Raw genomic sequence first — 17,538 nt, forward strand, 5'->3', positions numbered from 1 at the left:
ATACTGCCGGGCTCAACATCCTGGTACTTCAGAAAGATAAAAAGTCTTTTTAATATTCGGAAGGCTAATTATTTGGATGGCTGAATGCAGGTACTGGCATTGTCCGGACTTTTTGTCCTGGTTACCCCCGGGAAATGCCGGACTCCACCCATGATGGGAACGGGGGATATAGTAAGTTTGTATAAAACAGCAGGGTTATGGAAAAATTTATCCTGGAACAAGACATCCCGGTGTTTTATGTAGAGGCATCCAGTTTCCCGGAAGGCATCCTGGCGGCTTTTAAAAAATTATATGCATTGTTGCCGGATCTCAATGGCCGGCGTTTTTTCGGCATCTCTTACCCCGACAGGAGCGGCCGGATCATTTACAAAGCAGCTGTGGCGGAGAATGCTCCGGGAGAAGCCAGCCAGTATGGCTGTCCTGTTTTTACCATCCATAAAGGAGAATATATGAGTGAACTCCTGAAAAGCCAGGAGGGCAACGGCCGGCTGATCGGAGAGATTTTTCAGCAGCTGCTGGCACATCCCGATCTGGATAAAAACGGCTACTGCCTGGAGATGTACCTGGAAGATACCACTGTGCGCTGTATGGTGCCGCTGCTACCAAAGAATTCATAAAGGCCGGAGACAGGGGCATTTTTTTTGAGCACAGTTATTAAACCGTGCTTGTATGAAAACAAAGAAAAAGGATACGCAGTCCGGGAGATGGTCTGCAGCGGTGACAAGCACCAGCAACGCCCTGGACCTGGAAGAAGGGGTATTTACTTCTGATAACCCTGCGGCGATCGCAGCCTCACTAAAACGTTCTGCCTTGCGCAGTAACCGGCGCAAGGGCACTCCTTTCCAATCTGCTATGTCTATGTTAAATTTTTATATCAATAGGGCGGGTAAAAATCTTCCCGAAAAACAGCGACAGGTGCTGGAAGCCGCGAAGGGTAAGCTAAGGGAAGCTTTCGGTAAAGCCTGAGTACAGCCTTTTGCCGGTAGGGAAAAAACGGAAAACGGATTTCCGCTTCTTCCCGTATACCGGCGGATATCAGCCAATATGGAAAAATGGTCAACGTGGTGCTGATAAAAGACAGCTTTTTGCAGACAATAGTTGATCGCATGGTAAGGCGCTTTTAATGGAGTATGAATTCAACGGGTTAGTTAGCAGCGGTCAGGCCTGGCCTGACTCTCCTCTTGTTCTTCTTCAGGTTCCCATTCTAAGAATATACAGACCAAAGACTACGCCATCTGCCATATACCGCCTGAAGCCCTGCCGTAGGACCGATAAGTGCGGAAACCCTTACTCATCCGATAATAGGAGTGAAACAGAGTGGGAGATATTTTACAGCATGTATCCGGTAAAAAGCAGCCGCAAAAGGCTGTCCCCGCAAAAATTAGTATCTTTGCACGCATTTTTAATGAGCGAAACAATGAAACTGGAAGAACAATTACAGCAAAGAAGCGACAACAAATGTGAACTCTGCGGAGCAGAGGAAACCCTGAAGATGTATGATGTGGCCCCTCGTTCCGGCGATGGTCCCGACAGTACTATCCTGATCTGTGATACCTGCCGTGCGCAGATAGACCGGAAGGCAGAGCTGGACAGTAAACACTGGAACTGCCTGACCACAGCTATGTGGAGCGAAGTACCCGGCGTACAGGTGGTAGCCTGGCGTATGCTGCACCGCCTCAAAAATGAAAGCTGGGCCATGGAAAGCCTGGACATGATGTTCCTCGACGAGGAAACACTGGCCTGGGCACAGGCTACCGGTGATCATGATAATGATGACGCCGTAGAGCTGCACAGAGACTGCAATGGCAACGTATTGCAGAACGGGGACAGCGTTACCCTCATCAAATCCCTGGACGTAAAAGGCTCCACGCTGAATGCCAAAATGGGCACCGTTGTTAAAAACATACGGCTGGTGGAAGACAATACCGAACAGATAGAAGGTAAGATAGAAGGACAGCTGATCGTGATTCTCACGAAATATGTCAGAAAGCAGAGCTAATCTATCTCGGCATATTGATCGCTTCCATGAATTGTTTCAGGTAGGCATCGCCGATGGGCACACAGTGCGGACCGGTAAAAATGCGCTGTTTCTCGATACTGTCGATTTTATCCAGTGAGATAATATAGGATTTATGTACCCGTAAAAAGCGGAAGGGCGCCAGTATCTCTTCAAAGCTGCGAAGGTTCTGTAAGGTCAGTATCTTTTGTTTGGGAGTCTGGATGGCCACGTAATTGCGGAGTGCTTCCACAAAAAGGATGTCTTTTACATCTACGCGTACGATACGTTTGTCGGTACGCACAAAAATATAATCGGTGCCGGAAGGCTGTGAAACGGTGACTGTGCTTTTGGCCAGTACCCGTTGCACAGCCCTGGCAAACCGTTCGAATGACACGGGTTTCAGCAGATAGTCGATCGCTTCCCGGTCAAATCCTTCTACGGCATATTCATCGTAGGCAGATACCAATACCACCTGCACACCCGGAGGGGCCAGCTGCATCAGCTCCAGCCCGCTCAGTTCCTGCATCTGTATATCCAGAAAAATAAGATCTGTCTTCTCCTGCTTTACAAAAGCGAGTGCTTCCATCGGATTGTGGAAAACCTTTACCAGCTGCAGGTCCGGCGTTTTATGAATAAACGATACCAGTACCTGTGCCGCGAGCGGTTCATCATCTACCACGATACACTTTACTCCCATATCCTTACCAATTGATCACTAAATTAATAAAATATTCTTCTCCTGTATCCCGGATGTCGAGCTGATGCCGGCCAGGATATAGCAGCTGCAGGCGTTTCCGGACATTGTCCAGGCCTATGCCTCCGGTTTTGTCGCGTTGTTGTCCGGAGATATAGTTATGTACGCTGAAAGAAAGTTGTTGCTCATCACAAACCATGGTGATGGTCACGGGTCTGCCCGGACGGTTGCTGACACCGTGTTTGAAGGCATTTTCCACAAAAGGTACCAGCAACAGCGGTGCGATGGCCTTGTCGGGCAGTATCGCGGGCAAACTGAAAACAATGCCTTCGTTATATCCGGTACGCAACCGTTGCAGGGTGACGAAGTCCTGCAGATAACTGATTTCTTCCCCGATAGGGGCGCGGTAGGAAATATCGGAAGGCTGATGTACCATATAAGACAGCAGGTGGGTGAGGGTTTTATTGGCCCGCACTACTTCCGGAGAGCCCATCAATGCCAGCGAATAGATGCTGTTTAAACTGTTGATCAGAAAATGGGAGTTGAGCTGCATTTTCAGAAACCCTGATTCGGCCTGTATTTGCTGTTGTTGTAACACGGCTCTTCTTTTTTCTTCCTGTAACCATAAAACAAAAAGCCGGAAGGAAAACGCGGCGATCACAATGATCACATTGCTCCAGAGCCCGCTGATAAAGTATTCCCCCAGGGAAGTATATACGTGTACTTTCTGCCGGTTGACAATCTGATGTCCTCTGTACAAAAGATCCTGTGCAAAAAAGAGTTTTACGAAACCGTATTTCAGCAGTGTAAATGCCGGGATAATGAACAATACAGACACCAGCAGCCGCGTCCGGTGACGCTTTTCAAAGAAGGGTGTGGCTATCCAGCGCAGGCAGGTGTAGAACAGCAGGAAGTTGAGCAGGCCCAGTGCGCCACTGTTGATATGTACCGTGCGTATGCTTTTTTCGTTGAAACGGGTAAGGGTCATCAGATTGCTGCTATACACCAACAGGAGCCAGCCCAGCAGCAACCAAATAAATTCCCGGATATGTTGACGGATACTATACATAGTCGGGATATAATTTTATCTGATGATTTGCATGGATGGTATAAAAAGATTGCAGCGAGAGTGTTAAAGTGTCTTGCTGTATCTGGACGTGGACGACTAAAGGTCCGCTGGTATCTTTGAGTTGTTGAAGGGCTGCTTCAGTAGCATGTTGCAGCAGTAATGCTTCGAGTGTGCCCTGCTGTGTTTCTCCGATGATAGACAATTCCAGCTGCTGGCCTGGATTACACAGGTTACGCAATTCTACGTACCGTTCAAAATTGAGCAGTTCTTTCCAGAGGCTGACCCTTTCTTTTTCCAGTGCTTTATCGTACAACATATACCGCAGGAGATCAGATAACAGGAGAATGGCTTTCACGCCTTCTTTGTCGCGTCGTTGCTCATCTTCCAGGATAGGAGTGAGTTGTTGCAGATTGTGCAGCAAGAGGCGTGAATTCTCCTGCATGCGTATATAACGTATCCGTGCGGCTTCTGCGGCGCTGGCCAGCAGACGGTCCTGTGGCCCTGTGTGTTGCCTTTGTAATAACAGCCTATAGCTATAGGCCAGGATAGCCACGCCCAGACCGGTTTTGGTGGCCAGCAGGAAGTAGTTGAAAAAACTCATGTACTGGTTTTTCTTTCCTATAAAGGAGTAAAGTTTTACCAGCACCTGGTCGGGAAAGAAAAAATAACCGATGGCATATTTAATCAGCGCAAATGCAAATATAGCTGTGAAAACCCGCACTATGGCTTGTACCGGCTGTCGCCGCCTGATTGGTTCGGGGAGTAGCACAAACGCCAGCAGGAAAAACAACTGGAAGTTGATAAAGCCATACAGGACCTGCTGTACCAGTACCAGCTTCAATCCGAAGGCAGAGCGGAAATTGAGCTTGATCATCGGGTAGGCATAGAGTAATATTAATGCCATCCAGACAGCGAGGTGAATAAAATACCGGTATGGTTTATTGTGTCGCATCGGTTAACAAGATAGTATATGCCTGTTTGTTTTCTGCATAAAATGAAAGCTATTTTTTTCGTCCCTGTAAAGTGCCGGTTGGTACTTTTAAAAAGATGGTTGATACCTTCCAAACCCTTATTCCTGGCTGAAATGATGCCATTGTCTCCGGAAGTGGTTCATCCCTGCAAAAGGCGGGAATATACATTTACGTGCCCGGTATGTCCATTATCCGGAGTGAAATATAGTGCGATCACTATTTTGGCAATATTATCAGGGGACAGTACAGTAACCATCGTAAAAATCAACCAACCAACCATTAGTATGAGAAAGTCTGTATTATTTATCCTTTTATGCATGTCCGGTTTGTCCGCCTATGCACAACAGGTGTTAAAAGGGACGGTGAAAGATGCCACCTCCCGGCAACCGGTCCCGGGAGCGACCGTTAAAGTAGTAGGAACGGCCAAAGGTGTTACCACCAACGACAAAGGAGAATTTGAAATCAATGTACCGGCCAATGCGCAGTTACAGATCTCTTCTATGGGATTTGAAAATGTAATGATCGCCGCCACGTTGATACCTGCAGGACCGGTAATGATGAAAGTCAGAATGGTGGATGTGAAGGAAGCGGTAGTGATAGGATACGGTACCCAACAAAAAGGTAATCTGACCAACTCTATTTCCACTGTAAAAAGTACTGAACTTACTGCAGAGAAAAATATTGCCAGCGACTTCGGAAAGGCGCTGCAGGGCCGTGTTCCGGGGGTATACATCGCTTCCCGTGAAGGTACTCCCGGCAACGCGGCCAGCATCATGATACGGGGGGCGCAGTCAGTGAGTGCATCAGCTACCAACCCACTGATCGTGATCGACGGACTAGTGGTAGATGGCAACACCATCTCTATCAACAGTATCAATCCCCAGGACATCGAATCCGTGGAAGTGCTGAAAGACGCTGCATCTGCTGCGATCTACGGTGCCAGAGGATCTACCGGTGTGATCATCATCACTACCAAAAAAGGAAGGGCTAACAGCAAACCCACGCTGAATGTGAATATGTACACCGGTATGAATAATGTGCCTACTTCCCGCCACATGATGAACACCGCTGAATATACCAGTGCTTTCAACGATTCGCGTAATAACCGTATCAGTGATATTGACAACAAACTGGCTAGTCCCGGTAATCTCACCATCGGACAGATCAAACAGCTGAACGATGAAAAGACCATGCTGAAAAACCAGCTGGCAGGCCTTAACATGGCCGACCGCAGCATCGACTGGCTGGACAGAATCAAACATAAAAACGCGCCAGTGAATAATCTGCAGGCTAGCATGAGCGGCGGTGGCGATAAAAACAACTATTATATATCGCTCGGCCGCTATGCGGAAACAGCTTCCATGGGCACCGGCAAATACGAACGTATCACCGGCCGCCTCGATGTAACGCAGCAGGTGAACAACTGGCTGAAGGTGAATGGTAACATCAATATTACCCAGGGTGTCAACAAAGACATGTCCAATCCTATTGCAACAGCAATGACTGCGCGCCCTGATACGCCCGAAGATCCGGTCTTCCTGCCTGATGGTACACTGGGATATTACATCGGTATACAGCAGCATCCGCTGGGCGCTATGATGGACAATAAAAACAAAAACAAAACAAGCATATACCTGGGAAGTCTTTCCGCTGATCTTCAGTTGATAAAGGAATTATCTTTCCGCTCTTCTTTTAATGCTACCAAATACAATGGACTGAGCACCAGTTTCCTGCCTCCCACCGGATATCAGGGGGCTTTTAATAACGGCATGTTTAAAACACAGGGTACCGACAACTTCTCCTATAATTTCGATAACTACTTTACCTACAATAAAAGAGTCAGCAAGCTGGGCATCAATGCCACACTGGGTTATACCTACTATAGCAATGAACTGAACTCTTTTGGTTATGAGTTGTACGGCTTTCCAAAAATTGACAATATCACCGGCGGTGGCGCCGCTGCTACTTATGGCAGTACCGCCAATATCGGCAATATGAATACCAATAACAAGGAAATATCAGACGCTTATTTTTTCCGTACAGGTTTAGATTGGGAGGGTAAATACCTGCTGAATGCTTCCATCCGCCGCGATGGCTCTTCCAAGCTGGTGAAAGATAATCGTTACAGCTGGTTTCCTTCTGTTTCTGCCGGCTGGGATATGTCCAGAGAAAATTTTCTGAGCAATGTGAAAATTGTCAATCAGCTGAAACTGCGCACCAGTTATGGTATGAGCGGTAATATGCGTCCGCTGGGATATTTCGACTCGCGTAACCTGATGAAAGCTACTTCCTATATGGGCAATCAGGCGCTGATGCTGAATACGCTGGTGGGCAATCCCAATATCCGCTGGGAGCGTACCAAACAGCTGGATGCCGGTGTAGACGTGGCTTTGCTGAATAACCGCCTCACTTTTACTGCCGACTATTATAATAAAATCACCGACGGACTGATGACCAACAACGATGTGTCCTGGATCTATGGTGCCGGCACGATGCCCGATAACATCGGCAGCATCCGCAACTACGGCATAGATCTGCAGCTGGCTGTAAGCAGCCGCCAGGGCACGACCATTGGCTGGAGAGTGAGCACCAATATGAACATCAACCGCAACAAGATCCTGTCTATGAAAGACTCCACGGCTGTTTTCGGGGCGCTGGTGTTTGGCGGCCCTCAGTCCAGATCTAAAGTAGGACAGCCTGTTGGTTCTGTGATGGTGTTTGAATCACAGGGTGTAGATCCTCAAACGGGGGATATGATTTATACTGACCGCAACAAAGACGGCAGATGGGATTCCAACGATTATATCTCTGTACCGATTGCATTGCCCACTTTTACAGGAGGTACCACCCTCACGTTGTCGTATAAACGTTTTACACTGGATGCCCTGTTTACCTATGTGGTGGGCAACAAGGTCTATGACTATTATGAGCAGACGCTGCGCAACTACAGCCTGGATTATACCAGCGTGATGCCTGATAAATTTGATAATCTGGCCAACCGCTGGAAAAAACCGGGCGATGTGTCCGAAGTCCCCAGGGCTATTACTGGTGTGCATGGAGCAGGTCAGACAGCAGACTGGAACAGTAAACCATCCACGCAGTTTATTACCGATGCTTCGTATATGCGACTGCGTAACATCTCCCTTGCCTATGTAGTGCCGGCGGCTGTGTTGCAGAAAGCAAAAATCAACCAGGTGCGCGTATATGCTTCGATGGAAAATGTGTTTACCATCACCCAATACAAGGGTTTTGATCCGGAAGCCGTGTCCAATACCGGCATCGTTTCCACCAATCTGCCCAATCCGCGCGCTGCAGTAATCGGTATCGACCTGACCTTCTAATTGAAAACATCATGAAAAAATATTCTTTATTTCATATAGCCGTTGCCGGTATAACGCTTTTTTCCTCCTGCAGTAAAAATCTGGATGAGGTGCAACCTAATACACAGGTGACTTTCGACCAGATCAACCGCGGCAACCTGCCGCTGGTGCTTAATGGAGCTAAGCTGGCGCTTACCAATAATGCCCTGTTCCAGATTTTTGGATTGCAGGATATTATGAGCGATGACTTTCAGTCGATTTCCAATGTGACCTACGAAGGGAACAATGTACCTTCCACGGATAATGCACTGACTTTCGCCTACAAGCAGCCCTACCAGTGTATTGCCAATGCCAATATGGCTATCGGCTTTGCTGCACAACAGCCTGCCGGCGACAGCCTGATTACTACCAACATGGGCGAAGCCTACCTGCTGCGTGCCTATTCCTATATGTTGCTCACCGAAATGTTCGGAGATGTGGTGATTGTAAAAGGAGGCGAGAATCCCAAAGCACATCCGGTACGGAATGCGGTGAGTGAAGTGCGGCAGCTGATAGAATCCGATCTGAAAGCCGCTGCCGGCGCTCTTCCGGATTATGCGGGGCAGTCAACGACCGGTTCTAAACAAGCCGCACAGCTGCTGCTCGCCAGGCTGTACCTCAATACCAGTCGTTATGATGAAGCCCTGGCCCTGGCCAATGCTGTTATTAGCTCCAACAAGCTGAAGCTGCAGTCCAATTTTGGTGATATTTTCAAAGCTACCGTCAACAGCCCGGAGGCATTGTATAAAGTCAATGAAATATCCACCGGCAACTCTCCGTTTTACGGCCTGCCCAGCACTTTCGGACCGGGGAAATATGGAACAGTCGTGAGAGCCGGTTCTGGTAATACCTGGGTAGACAGTATGCTGATAAAAACATATGAAGCCAGTGATATACGCAGGGCTTATTTTCTGCGCAACAAAGGCGGCGCCATCCTGGACACCATGTATTTCGTGACCAAGTTTCCGGAAGAAGTAACGCCTTCCTATCCGATCTGCCGTTACAGCGAAGCATTTCTGATTGTGGCGGAAGCCAATGCCCGTAAAGGTGTGGTGGACCTGACTACGTATAACCAGCTCCGTTCGGCACGAAAAGCCAGCATCCGCAACAACAGCGATTTTGCCGACGCAGCCGCATTTCTGACAGAGATAGAAATGGAGCGCAGAAGGGAGTTTGTTGGTGAAAGGCTGCGCTGGAGCGATATGCAACGTTTTGGTAAGATGAACAGCTGGTTACAGTCTTTCGGCCAGCCTGCGTCTCATGTGCTGCTACCTATTCCCAGCAGAGAGTTTCCTATTAATCCAAATCTGACACAAAACCCGGATTACAGCAAGTAATCAGGCGGAAATCATAACCATAAAACAAAACAACAAATGAGAAAAGTATGCAAAACAGGTGTGGCCTTAGCCCTGATGGTTGCCCCGGTAGTGCTGAAAGCACAGCAGAATAAACCGGTAAAATCCATTACTGTACAGGGAAAGGTAGAGTTCACCGATCCTAAAGCCGAAAAACAAATGGTATGGCTCTCCAAAGACAACTTTAAAGGAAAGCCTGTGGTGGTGGACTCGGCTATTGTCGGCAAAGACAACACTTTTGCCTTTAAAATAAAACAAGACCACCAGGGTGTATATATCATCAACGCTATGAACTGGGACAGGGCTACCTTCTGGAGCGATGCCGATGTGAAAGTAGAAATGAGAGGTTATGATACCGCCCGTTATAAAGTGAAAATACCACATTACAACTATGTGGATGGATCTTACGATAACAACTTCATCAATCTGTCTGTACTCAATAATGAATTGTCTTACCGTCGTCTGATAGATGAGTACAACATGGAGTATTATGCCAAAAAAGCAACAGATACTACCTGGTACGGATATATGAAAAATACAAAGCGCTATAACCCCATGCGGGAAGATGGAAAGCAGCGGGAAGAAGTACTGATACGTGCCTACAACGACCGCCCGGTAATGGTATATGCACTCCGTGGTATGGCCAGCACAGAAAATACAGCCCAGTATGAGAAAGCGATGAAGATGCTGGAAACGCTGATTGCCCGCTATCCCTGGCTCACAGAAGCACAGCAGCTGAAGCAGACCATCCTCACCAACAGGGCACAGGCCATGAAACTGAAAACCGGAGAGCCGATGCCTGCTGTTAAATACCCGAGCGCACAGGGTTCTCTGGAAGGTTTGGAAAAATACAAAGGCAAATATCTGCTAGTGGATTTCTGGGCCAGCTGGTGTGGTCCCTGCCGCCAGGCCATCCCTAAAGTAAAAGAACTGTACACCGCCTATAAAGACAAAGGTTTTGAAGTGGTGAGCATCTCGATTGATACAGATAAAAATGCCTGGAAAAAAGCTATGGCCGATGAAAAGATGCCATGGGAACAACTACTGAGTGATAACAAAGATAAAACCATGGAGCAGTTTCAGTTTTCCGGTATCCCTACCATGTATCTGGTAGATAGAGAAGGTAAGATCGTAGAACGTTTTACCGGTTACACAGAAGAGGCAGAAGCAAAAGTAAAAGCTGCGATTTCTCAGGGCACGAAAGCCGCATCCGTTAAAAGCACCACGTCTGTTCCAATGACAGGCTTCTAAAAATCAATACACCAACCATGATAAAAAAAACAATGATTGTAGCCGGCAGTTTACTGCTGGCTACAACAATGCAGACAATCGCCCAGCAGAAAATATTTAAGGTAACCGCTGAAGTGAAAGGTCAGGATACTTATAAACTGGCCATCAGCCGCCTGTCGGATGGTAAGCGGATAATGGATACGGCTGTCGCTCAGGCGGGAGACCGTTTTGTTTTTACCGGCAGCGTAACAGAGCCGGTAGTGGGCACACTGACTTCTTCTCATCCGGCTGCCAGATTTGAGGTGGTTAAAGGAGGTATGTTTATGCCTGCTCCTTCACTGGATTTTATTATCACCGGTGGAGAAATCACTATCTCCGCCAATGCAGAAGAACTTTATAAAGGCACAGTAAAAGGTGGTAAAGAAAATAAAGAGCTGGATGAGCTGCATAAGCTGGAAGTACCGCTGGTAGCCAAAGAATGGGAGTTACGGAGAAAATCGACAGGCCTGCGTAAAGACACAGTGGCACTTAAAGCGGTATTGGCAGAGAATGCCAAAGTAAAAGCGGAGCTGGTAGCTATGCGCAAACAGTTTATCGAAAAGCATCCTAAATCATTTGTCAGCATGATGCTGCTCAGCCGGATGAATGGTGATTATGAGGCCTCTGCTTATGAGCAGGCTTACAATAAACTGGCGGATACCTATAAAGAAACTTATATCGGCAAATACGTAGCTTCCCGTATCTCCGGTGCCAAAGCTACAGCCGAAGGCGCCAAAGCGATCGGTTTTACAAAAATAGACAATCACGGTCAGCCGTTCACGTTATCCTCCCTCAAAGGCAAATATGTGCTGCTGGATTTCTGGGGCAGCTGGTGCGGGCCTTGCAGGGCCAGCCATCCTCACCTGAAAGCGTTGTATGAAAAATACAAAGACAAAGGACTGGAAATAGTAAGCATCGCTGAAGAAAAATCAGATGATATCGAAACAGCCAAAAAAGACTGGTTAAGGGCGATCGCATCAGATGGCATGACCTGGATACAGGTGCTCAACAACTACGACAAAAAAGAGTCCAACATGGTGATGGCCTACGGTATCAACGGTTTCCCCACCAAGATACTACTCGACAAAGAAGGCAAAGTATTGTTCAAACACGTTGGTGACGGCGGGGATGAACTCGATCAGAAACTAAAATCGGTGTTTGGTTTGTAGAAATGAGAGCCCAGGACTGAAGTCCTGGGCTAATTATCGATTTGTTAGCTCCCGCCCCACATCCTTCCTCATAACTGCCTGTAATATGCTTTTTAAGGCCCCCGCATTATCTTTGGGTTAATTATGGCCGGTTTTGTCATTTTCCCCGGTAATTCTTTTCAATTTTGAATTTTATTACTATTTTTCATTGACAGTGAACAGCGGCCTATCGGTGTTAAAGCAGTTACATGCAGGTAAGAGAGAAAATCAGGACAGATGAACAATGCTTTGCGCTCTTGCAGCAGGGCAACAGTGATGCGTTTTATTACCTTATCCGCGTCTATTTCCCCATTTTCTGCGAAATATCCCGGAAAATGGTACAGGATGCGCATGCAGCGCAGGATATCACTCACAATATATTTATAAAGATCTGGGAATCTTCTTCCCGTTTCACCGACTTTGATGCTATTAAGAAGTTTTTGTATGTATCGGTAAAGAATGCTTCGCTCAACTATCTGCGGAGCAAGCAGCGGGAAAAAGCCCGTCACGAAACATTTATGTATCATCAGGAAGACATTGTGCTGGCCGATACCGGCGAGATCATTCATGCCGAATTGATGGCCGCCGTACGGCGTGCGATAGAGCAGCTGCCCGACAAAATGCGGCGCGTATTTATATTAAGTTATGTGGAACAATTAAGCAATGAAGAAGTGGCCGACCGGCTGCAACTCTCCAACCAAACAGTCCGGAACCAGAAAAGCCGGGCACTCCTTATTCTCAGAAGTATCCTGAAAGACTACACGGTGGCCCAGATACTGGCTGCTGCCGCCATACTGTCGGACCTCCGCTCCTGACGGTGATAACCATATCTGTCCTTACATTTCCCTGTTGAATTATTTTTTTTAAAAAAGTTTTTTAAAGGCTGGTACAAACCCATGTTGATGGTGTTTACAGTTAAAGCCGTTTTATTTTGATGATGGATGATGAACAGATAAGGGAGGCATTTGAGATAGCGAAACTGATCAGCAGTGAACAGCTCACCGCAGAAGAAGCCGCCAGGCTGGAAGCGTGGAAAAACCGCTCTGCAGCACACCGGCAGCTGGTAACGGAAAATACGGCCGCACCCGTAGTCCGGGAAGGTTTGTTGCAGCTGGAAACATACGACACGCACCGGATTGCAGCCGATCTGTTTGAAGCAGCCGGTATCGGAGCCGATAAGTTGCCAGGCCGTAAAAGCAGGCTGGTACGCCTGCGTACCTGGTGGGCTGCTGCGGCTATGTTACTGCTGATGGTCGGTGCAGGTTACTGGTGGACACAGCATCGTGCACCTTCCGCTACCATGGCCACCAACAATGTCAGCACCCTGATGCCAGGCAGCAACAAAGCCAGACTGGTATTGCCGGGAGGGGAGGAGATCGTGCTGGACAGTACCGGCAACGGTTTGCTTACACTGCAGGGTAATGTACAAGTACAAAAATCTGCCAACGGACAACTCACTTATGAAGGCAATAACGGAGAAGATATACAGTATCATACGCTTGTAACGCCCCGCGGTGGCCGTTTCCAGCTTACACTGTCTGACGGTACCAAGGTCGTGCTCAATGCCGCTTCTTCTATCCGGTTTCCGGTGGCCTTCAGCGGTAATACCCGCAGCGTAAGCATTACAGGCGAAGCATACTTTGAAGTGGCTGCCAACAAAAACAAACCTTTCATAGTGGATGCCGCTGGCTCCAGGATCAAAGTACTGGGCACACATTTTAATATTATGGCTTATGAAGATGAGCCCGTTATGAAAACTACCCTGGTGGAAGGCGCCGTGATGGTAGAAAAAAACACACAACAGGTAAAGATCGTTCCCGGTCAGCAGGCCACGCTGCGTAGCGGCAGCGACGCCATTACAGTGGACAATGCCAATCTGGATGAAGTGCTGGCATGGACCCGCGACGAATTTATTTTCAAATCACAGAACATCCGCACCATTATGCGCCAGATATCAAGATGGTATGATGCGGATATAGAATACCAGGGTGATGTAGCTGATATCAGCTTCTCCGGTGGCATGTCCCGTCATGAAGGGATACAGCACCTGCTGGAACTGCTGGAAGCAGATGGCCGGCTCCGGTTCACAGCCACCGGCAAAAGAATCATCATCTCCCGGAAAGCTAAATAACATATTTATAAATCGAGAGAACATGAAAGAAACATAAGCACCTATGTAGAAAGCGGACTATGGGTCCAATTACCAAATCGAATCGGGTCATCTAACACTTTACTAAAGATTATTACTTATGAAAAAAATTGTTGCCGGCACTCCCCGCCGCAGTGACAGCGTATTGCCGGGCAGTAAGCTGTTGTTGAAACTCTTCGCCGTACTGTTGCTATGCCTGAGCTTACAGGTGAATGCTGGTGTAGCTGCCCAGAAAGTAAGCCTTAAAGCCTCCAACATCACGCTGGAAGAGGTGTTTGGCGTAATTAAAAAACAAACAGGTTTTTATGTACTCTACAATCCTGACTTATTAAAAGGTATCGCGCCGGTAACCATCGACGCGCAGGAACAACCACTCAGCAACTTCCTCGATGTATGCCTGGCCAACAAACCACTGACCTACGAGATCAAATACAACACCGTCGTTATAAAACCCCGTCCTGCCAGGAATACCGCCCGCAACCTGCTTGACGTCGCACCTGCAACGAAAGATATCAGCGGAAGGATCACCGACGAAAAAGGGATGGGTATACCCGGTGTATCCGTTTCCGTTAAAGGCACTCAAAAAGGTATCATCACCGGCGGCGACGGACAGTTCCATCTGGCGGCCAATCCCGGTGATGTACTGGTTGTCCGCATGATGGGCTACGAAACACAGGAAGTGACGGTAGGCAGCGACGCCAGCATCAGCATCACCATCAAAGAATCTTCCACCAGTCTGCAACAGGTAGTGGTAACAGCACTCGGTATCAAAAGAGAAGAAAAATCACTGGGCTACGCCGTACAAAAAGTAAAAGGCAGCTCCCTCAATACCGTAAAACCTGTAGATGTTGCTACCTCCCTCACCGGTAAAGTAGCCGGTCTGAATGTAAAAAACAGTACTGAATTCAACGAAGCGCCCACACTGCAACTGAGAGGCAGCAATGCTCTGCTGGTAATAGACGGAGTACCTTATGGCAACATGTCGCTGCGTGATATCGCTCCCGATGATATCGAATCCATCGACGTATTGAAAGGTGCTACCGCTTCAGCACTGTATGGTTCCCGCGGTGGCAACGGTGCCATCATGGTCACTACCAAAAGAGGCAATAAGGAAGGAGGACTGGATATTGCGGTCAACAGCAGCAATATGTTCACTGCCGGCTTCCTGGCTTTCCCGAAAGTACAAAACAGTTATAGCTCCGGTACCGGCGGTAAATACGCAGTAGGTGATTATGTATGGGGAGATAAAATGGACATCGGCCGCACCGCCAGCCAGTACAACCCTTCCACCTATCAGTTTGAAGATGCACCACTGGTGTCAAAAGGAAAAAATAACCTCAACAATTTCCTTCAGCAAAGTTTTGTCCTTAATAATAATATCAGCGTATCTCAGTCCGGTAAGTTCGGTAGCTACCGCGCTTCCCTGACGCATGTGTACAACCAGGGCCAGTACCCCAATACCAAACTGAATAAAATCACCGCCAGCATCGCAGGTGATATGCATGCCGGTAATTTTAATATGAACGGTGGCATCAGCTACAACCGGCGCTTCTATCCCAACAACGTGGGAACAGGCTATGGCGGCGGCGGTTATATGTACAACCTCGTCGTGTGGACCGGTGCTGAATATGATGTGAGAGACTACAAAAACTACTGGATAGCTGGTAAAGAAAACATCCGCCAGAACTGGATGGAAAACAACTGGTACGACAACCCTTATTTCATCGCCAACGAAATACTGCATGGCAACACTTATGATATCACCAACGGTTATATCAATGCCAACTACCAGATAAAACCCTGGCTGAAAGCCACTTTGAGAAACAGCTTTGATGCCTACAGCAACACTGATACCTGGAGAAACGCCATCAGCGCCGTAGGCGGATGGAACAAAAAAGGGTATTACTCTACCAGCAAAGGCACCGGCTTCAGCACCAACCATGACCTGATCCTCTCCGGTAACGGTAAGATCGGCAACTTCGGCATAGATGCACTTGCCGGTGGAGCCCTCTACTATTATCAGACTGATGTGCTCAATGCCAACACCCAGAACGGTATCACCATTCCCGGCTTTTACTCCATTCTTGCTTCTGTTGACCCCGCCTTTGTGGGTGTGTCTTCCTCCAAAAAACAGGTGAACAGCTTGTACGCCAAGGCGACGCTGTCTTACAAAAGCCTGCTGTTCGTAGACGTGACCGGCCGTAATGACTGGTCTTCCACCTTATCCGCTGCCAACCGTTCTTATTTCTATCCTTCCGTGGCATCCAGCCTGGTGCTGTCCGAATTTATCCCTATGCCCAAATGGATGGACCTGGCCAAGGTGCGCGGCTCCTGGACCAAAACAAAAAGTGATCCGGCCGTTTTTGAAATTAACAACACCTATGGCATCAAAACCAACGTATGGAACAGCCTTAATTCCGCTGCCTTCCCTACCACCATCAGAAGCAGTGATTTGTTACCGCAAACGGTGCGTACCTACGAATTCGGTCTGGCTGCCGGTTTCCTGAAAAATCGTATACACGTAGACGTGACCCGTTACAACCAGCTCAACTACAACCGCCTCGTCAGCTCTACTGTCAGCAGTGCTTCCGGCTTTGGCTCCGTACTGGTAAACAGTCAGGAACAAATACTGCGTAAAGGCGTGGAGATCACTGTAGACGGTACCGTCATCAATAAAAAAGATTTCGGCTGGGATGTGCAGATCAACTGGGCCACCGACAGAAGATACTATGCCAAACTGGACCCCATCTATTCTTCACAGAAACCATGGGTACAGGAAGGTGCGCGCTACGACTGGATCAGCATTAACGACTGGTCCAAATCTCCTGATGGACAGATGATCATGCAGAATGGTTTCCCGATCAGGAATACGTATGAAACCGTGTTGGGTTATTCTGACCCCAACTGGATCTGGGGCATGACCAACAATTTCCGTTATAAGACTTTCTCCTTCAGCTTTTCCTTTGATGGAAGGGTAGGTGGTACTTCTTACTCCAATACTACCCAGGCCCTGTGGAACTCCGGTGCCAGCAAGGAAAGCGATAACTCCTGGCGTTATGATGAAGTAGTGAATGGTAACAAGTCTTATGTGGCTTCGGGTGTAGTAGTCACCGGCGGCGCCGTAGAAAGAGATGCCACCGGCAAGATCCTCAGTGATACCAGGACTTTTGCTCCCAATACACAGCAGGTATCTTACGAATCCTATATCAAACGTTATCACTCCAACGCCTATACGGGCGCACCGCAGAACTACTTTTTACAAACATTCTTCAAGCTGCGTGAAGTAGCGCTCAGTTATGGTCTGCCGGCTAAAGTGAGCAAACGTCTGGGTATCCGGAATGCTTCTGTTGGTTTTGTAGGACAGAATGTGCTGCTGTGGACGAAGGAATTTAAAAATGCAGATCCGGACAAAGGATCAGATAACCTGAACTCACCATCTGTGCGTTATTTGGGCTTCAACGTAAAAGTTAATATCTAAAAAATAGC

General features: G+C 47.9%; 13 protein-coding genes. 10 read left to right on the forward strand and 3 right to left on the reverse strand.

Translation table 11 applies throughout. From position 1 onward, the window contains the following. Window positions 1-197 precede the first annotated feature (197 nt). From KD145_RS28685 to KD145_RS28695, 3 genes are all read left to right on the forward strand, one after another. Window positions 198-617 carry a hypothetical protein gene (locus tag KD145_RS28685; protein WP_212003236.1) on the forward strand — a complete coding sequence of 140 codons (420 nt, stop codon included), beginning with the start codon at window positions 198-200 and terminating at the stop codon, window positions 615-617. Between the two features lie 52 nt (window positions 618-669). Then, window positions 670-966: a DUF3175 domain-containing protein gene (locus tag KD145_RS28690; RefSeq protein ID WP_212003237.1), complete on the forward strand. Its 297-nt coding sequence runs from the start codon at window positions 670-672 to the stop codon at window positions 964-966. A 424-nt stretch (window positions 967-1,390) separates the two neighbouring features. Next, window positions 1,391-1,999 carry an alkylphosphonate utilization protein gene (locus tag KD145_RS28695; RefSeq protein WP_249219608.1) on the forward strand — a complete coding sequence of 203 codons (609 nt, stop codon included), beginning with the start codon at window positions 1,391-1,393 and terminating at the stop codon, window positions 1,997-1,999. Between the two features lies 1 nt (window position 2,000). On the opposite strand, the gene KD145_RS28700 is transcribed toward KD145_RS28695, so the two are convergent. From KD145_RS28700 to KD145_RS28710, 3 genes are read right to left on the reverse strand one after another with little or no spacing between them, the layout of a single operon-like run. After that, window positions 2,001-2,696: a LytTR family DNA-binding domain-containing protein gene (locus tag KD145_RS28700; protein WP_212003238.1), complete on the reverse strand. Its 696-nt coding sequence runs from the start codon at window positions 2,694-2,696 to the stop codon at window positions 2,001-2,003. 4 nt (window positions 2,697-2,700) lie between these two features. Next, window positions 2,701-3,762, reverse strand: a complete 1,062-nt coding sequence (locus KD145_RS28705; RefSeq protein ID WP_212003239.1) for a sensor histidine kinase — start codon at window positions 3,760-3,762, stop codon at window positions 2,701-2,703. Then, window positions 3,755-4,714 carry a histidine kinase gene (locus tag KD145_RS28710; RefSeq protein ID WP_212003240.1) on the reverse strand — a complete coding sequence of 320 codons (960 nt, stop codon included), beginning with the start codon at window positions 4,712-4,714 and terminating at the stop codon, window positions 3,755-3,757. Before KD145_RS28710 ends, KD145_RS28705 begins: the two co-directional genes overlap by 8 nt. Before the next feature lie 336 nt (window positions 4,715-5,050). Between KD145_RS28710 and KD145_RS28715 the strand changes: the two genes are divergently transcribed. The 7 genes from KD145_RS28715 (at window position 5,051) to KD145_RS28745 (ending at window position 17,530) form a co-directional block, all read left to right on the forward strand. Continuing rightward, the gene (locus KD145_RS28715) at window positions 5,051-8,074 is read left to right on the forward strand and encodes a SusC/RagA family TonB-linked outer membrane protein (protein ID WP_212003241.1); all 3,024 of its coding nucleotides are present in this window, start codon (window positions 5,051-5,053) and stop codon (window positions 8,072-8,074) included. An 11-nt stretch (window positions 8,075-8,085) separates the two neighbouring features. Further along, window positions 8,086-9,429 (forward strand): RagB/SusD family nutrient uptake outer membrane protein, encoded by a 1,344-nt coding sequence (locus KD145_RS28720; protein WP_212003242.1) that lies wholly within the window; start codon window positions 8,086-8,088, stop codon window positions 9,427-9,429. 36 nt (window positions 9,430-9,465) lie between these two features. Next, a complete protein-coding gene (locus KD145_RS28725) occupies window positions 9,466-10,698 on the forward strand; it encodes a TlpA disulfide reductase family protein (protein WP_212003243.1) in 1,233 nt (410 codons plus the stop codon). 17 nt (window positions 10,699-10,715) lie between these two features. Beyond that, the gene (locus KD145_RS28730) at window positions 10,716-11,885 is read left to right on the forward strand and encodes a TlpA disulfide reductase family protein (RefSeq protein WP_212003244.1); all 1,170 of its coding nucleotides are present in this window, start codon (window positions 10,716-10,718) and stop codon (window positions 11,883-11,885) included. Between the two features lie 227 nt (window positions 11,886-12,112). After that, window positions 12,113-12,718, forward strand: a complete 606-nt coding sequence (locus KD145_RS28735) for an RNA polymerase sigma factor (RefSeq protein WP_212003245.1) — start codon at window positions 12,113-12,115, stop codon at window positions 12,716-12,718. A 119-nt stretch (window positions 12,719-12,837) separates the two neighbouring features. Then, window positions 12,838-14,034: a FecR family protein gene (locus KD145_RS28740; RefSeq protein ID WP_249219863.1), complete on the forward strand. Its 1,197-nt coding sequence runs from the start codon at window positions 12,838-12,840 to the stop codon at window positions 14,032-14,034. Between the two features lie 118 nt (window positions 14,035-14,152). After that, window positions 14,153-17,530, forward strand: a complete 3,378-nt coding sequence (locus tag KD145_RS28745) for a SusC/RagA family TonB-linked outer membrane protein (RefSeq protein ID WP_212003247.1) — start codon at window positions 14,153-14,155, stop codon at window positions 17,528-17,530. The last annotated feature ends 8 nt before the right edge of the window (window positions 17,531-17,538 follow it).

The sequence above is a fragment of the Chitinophaga sp. HK235 genome (assembly GCF_018255755.1).
Taxonomy (GTDB): domain Bacteria; phylum Bacteroidota; class Bacteroidia; order Chitinophagales; family Chitinophagaceae; genus Chitinophaga.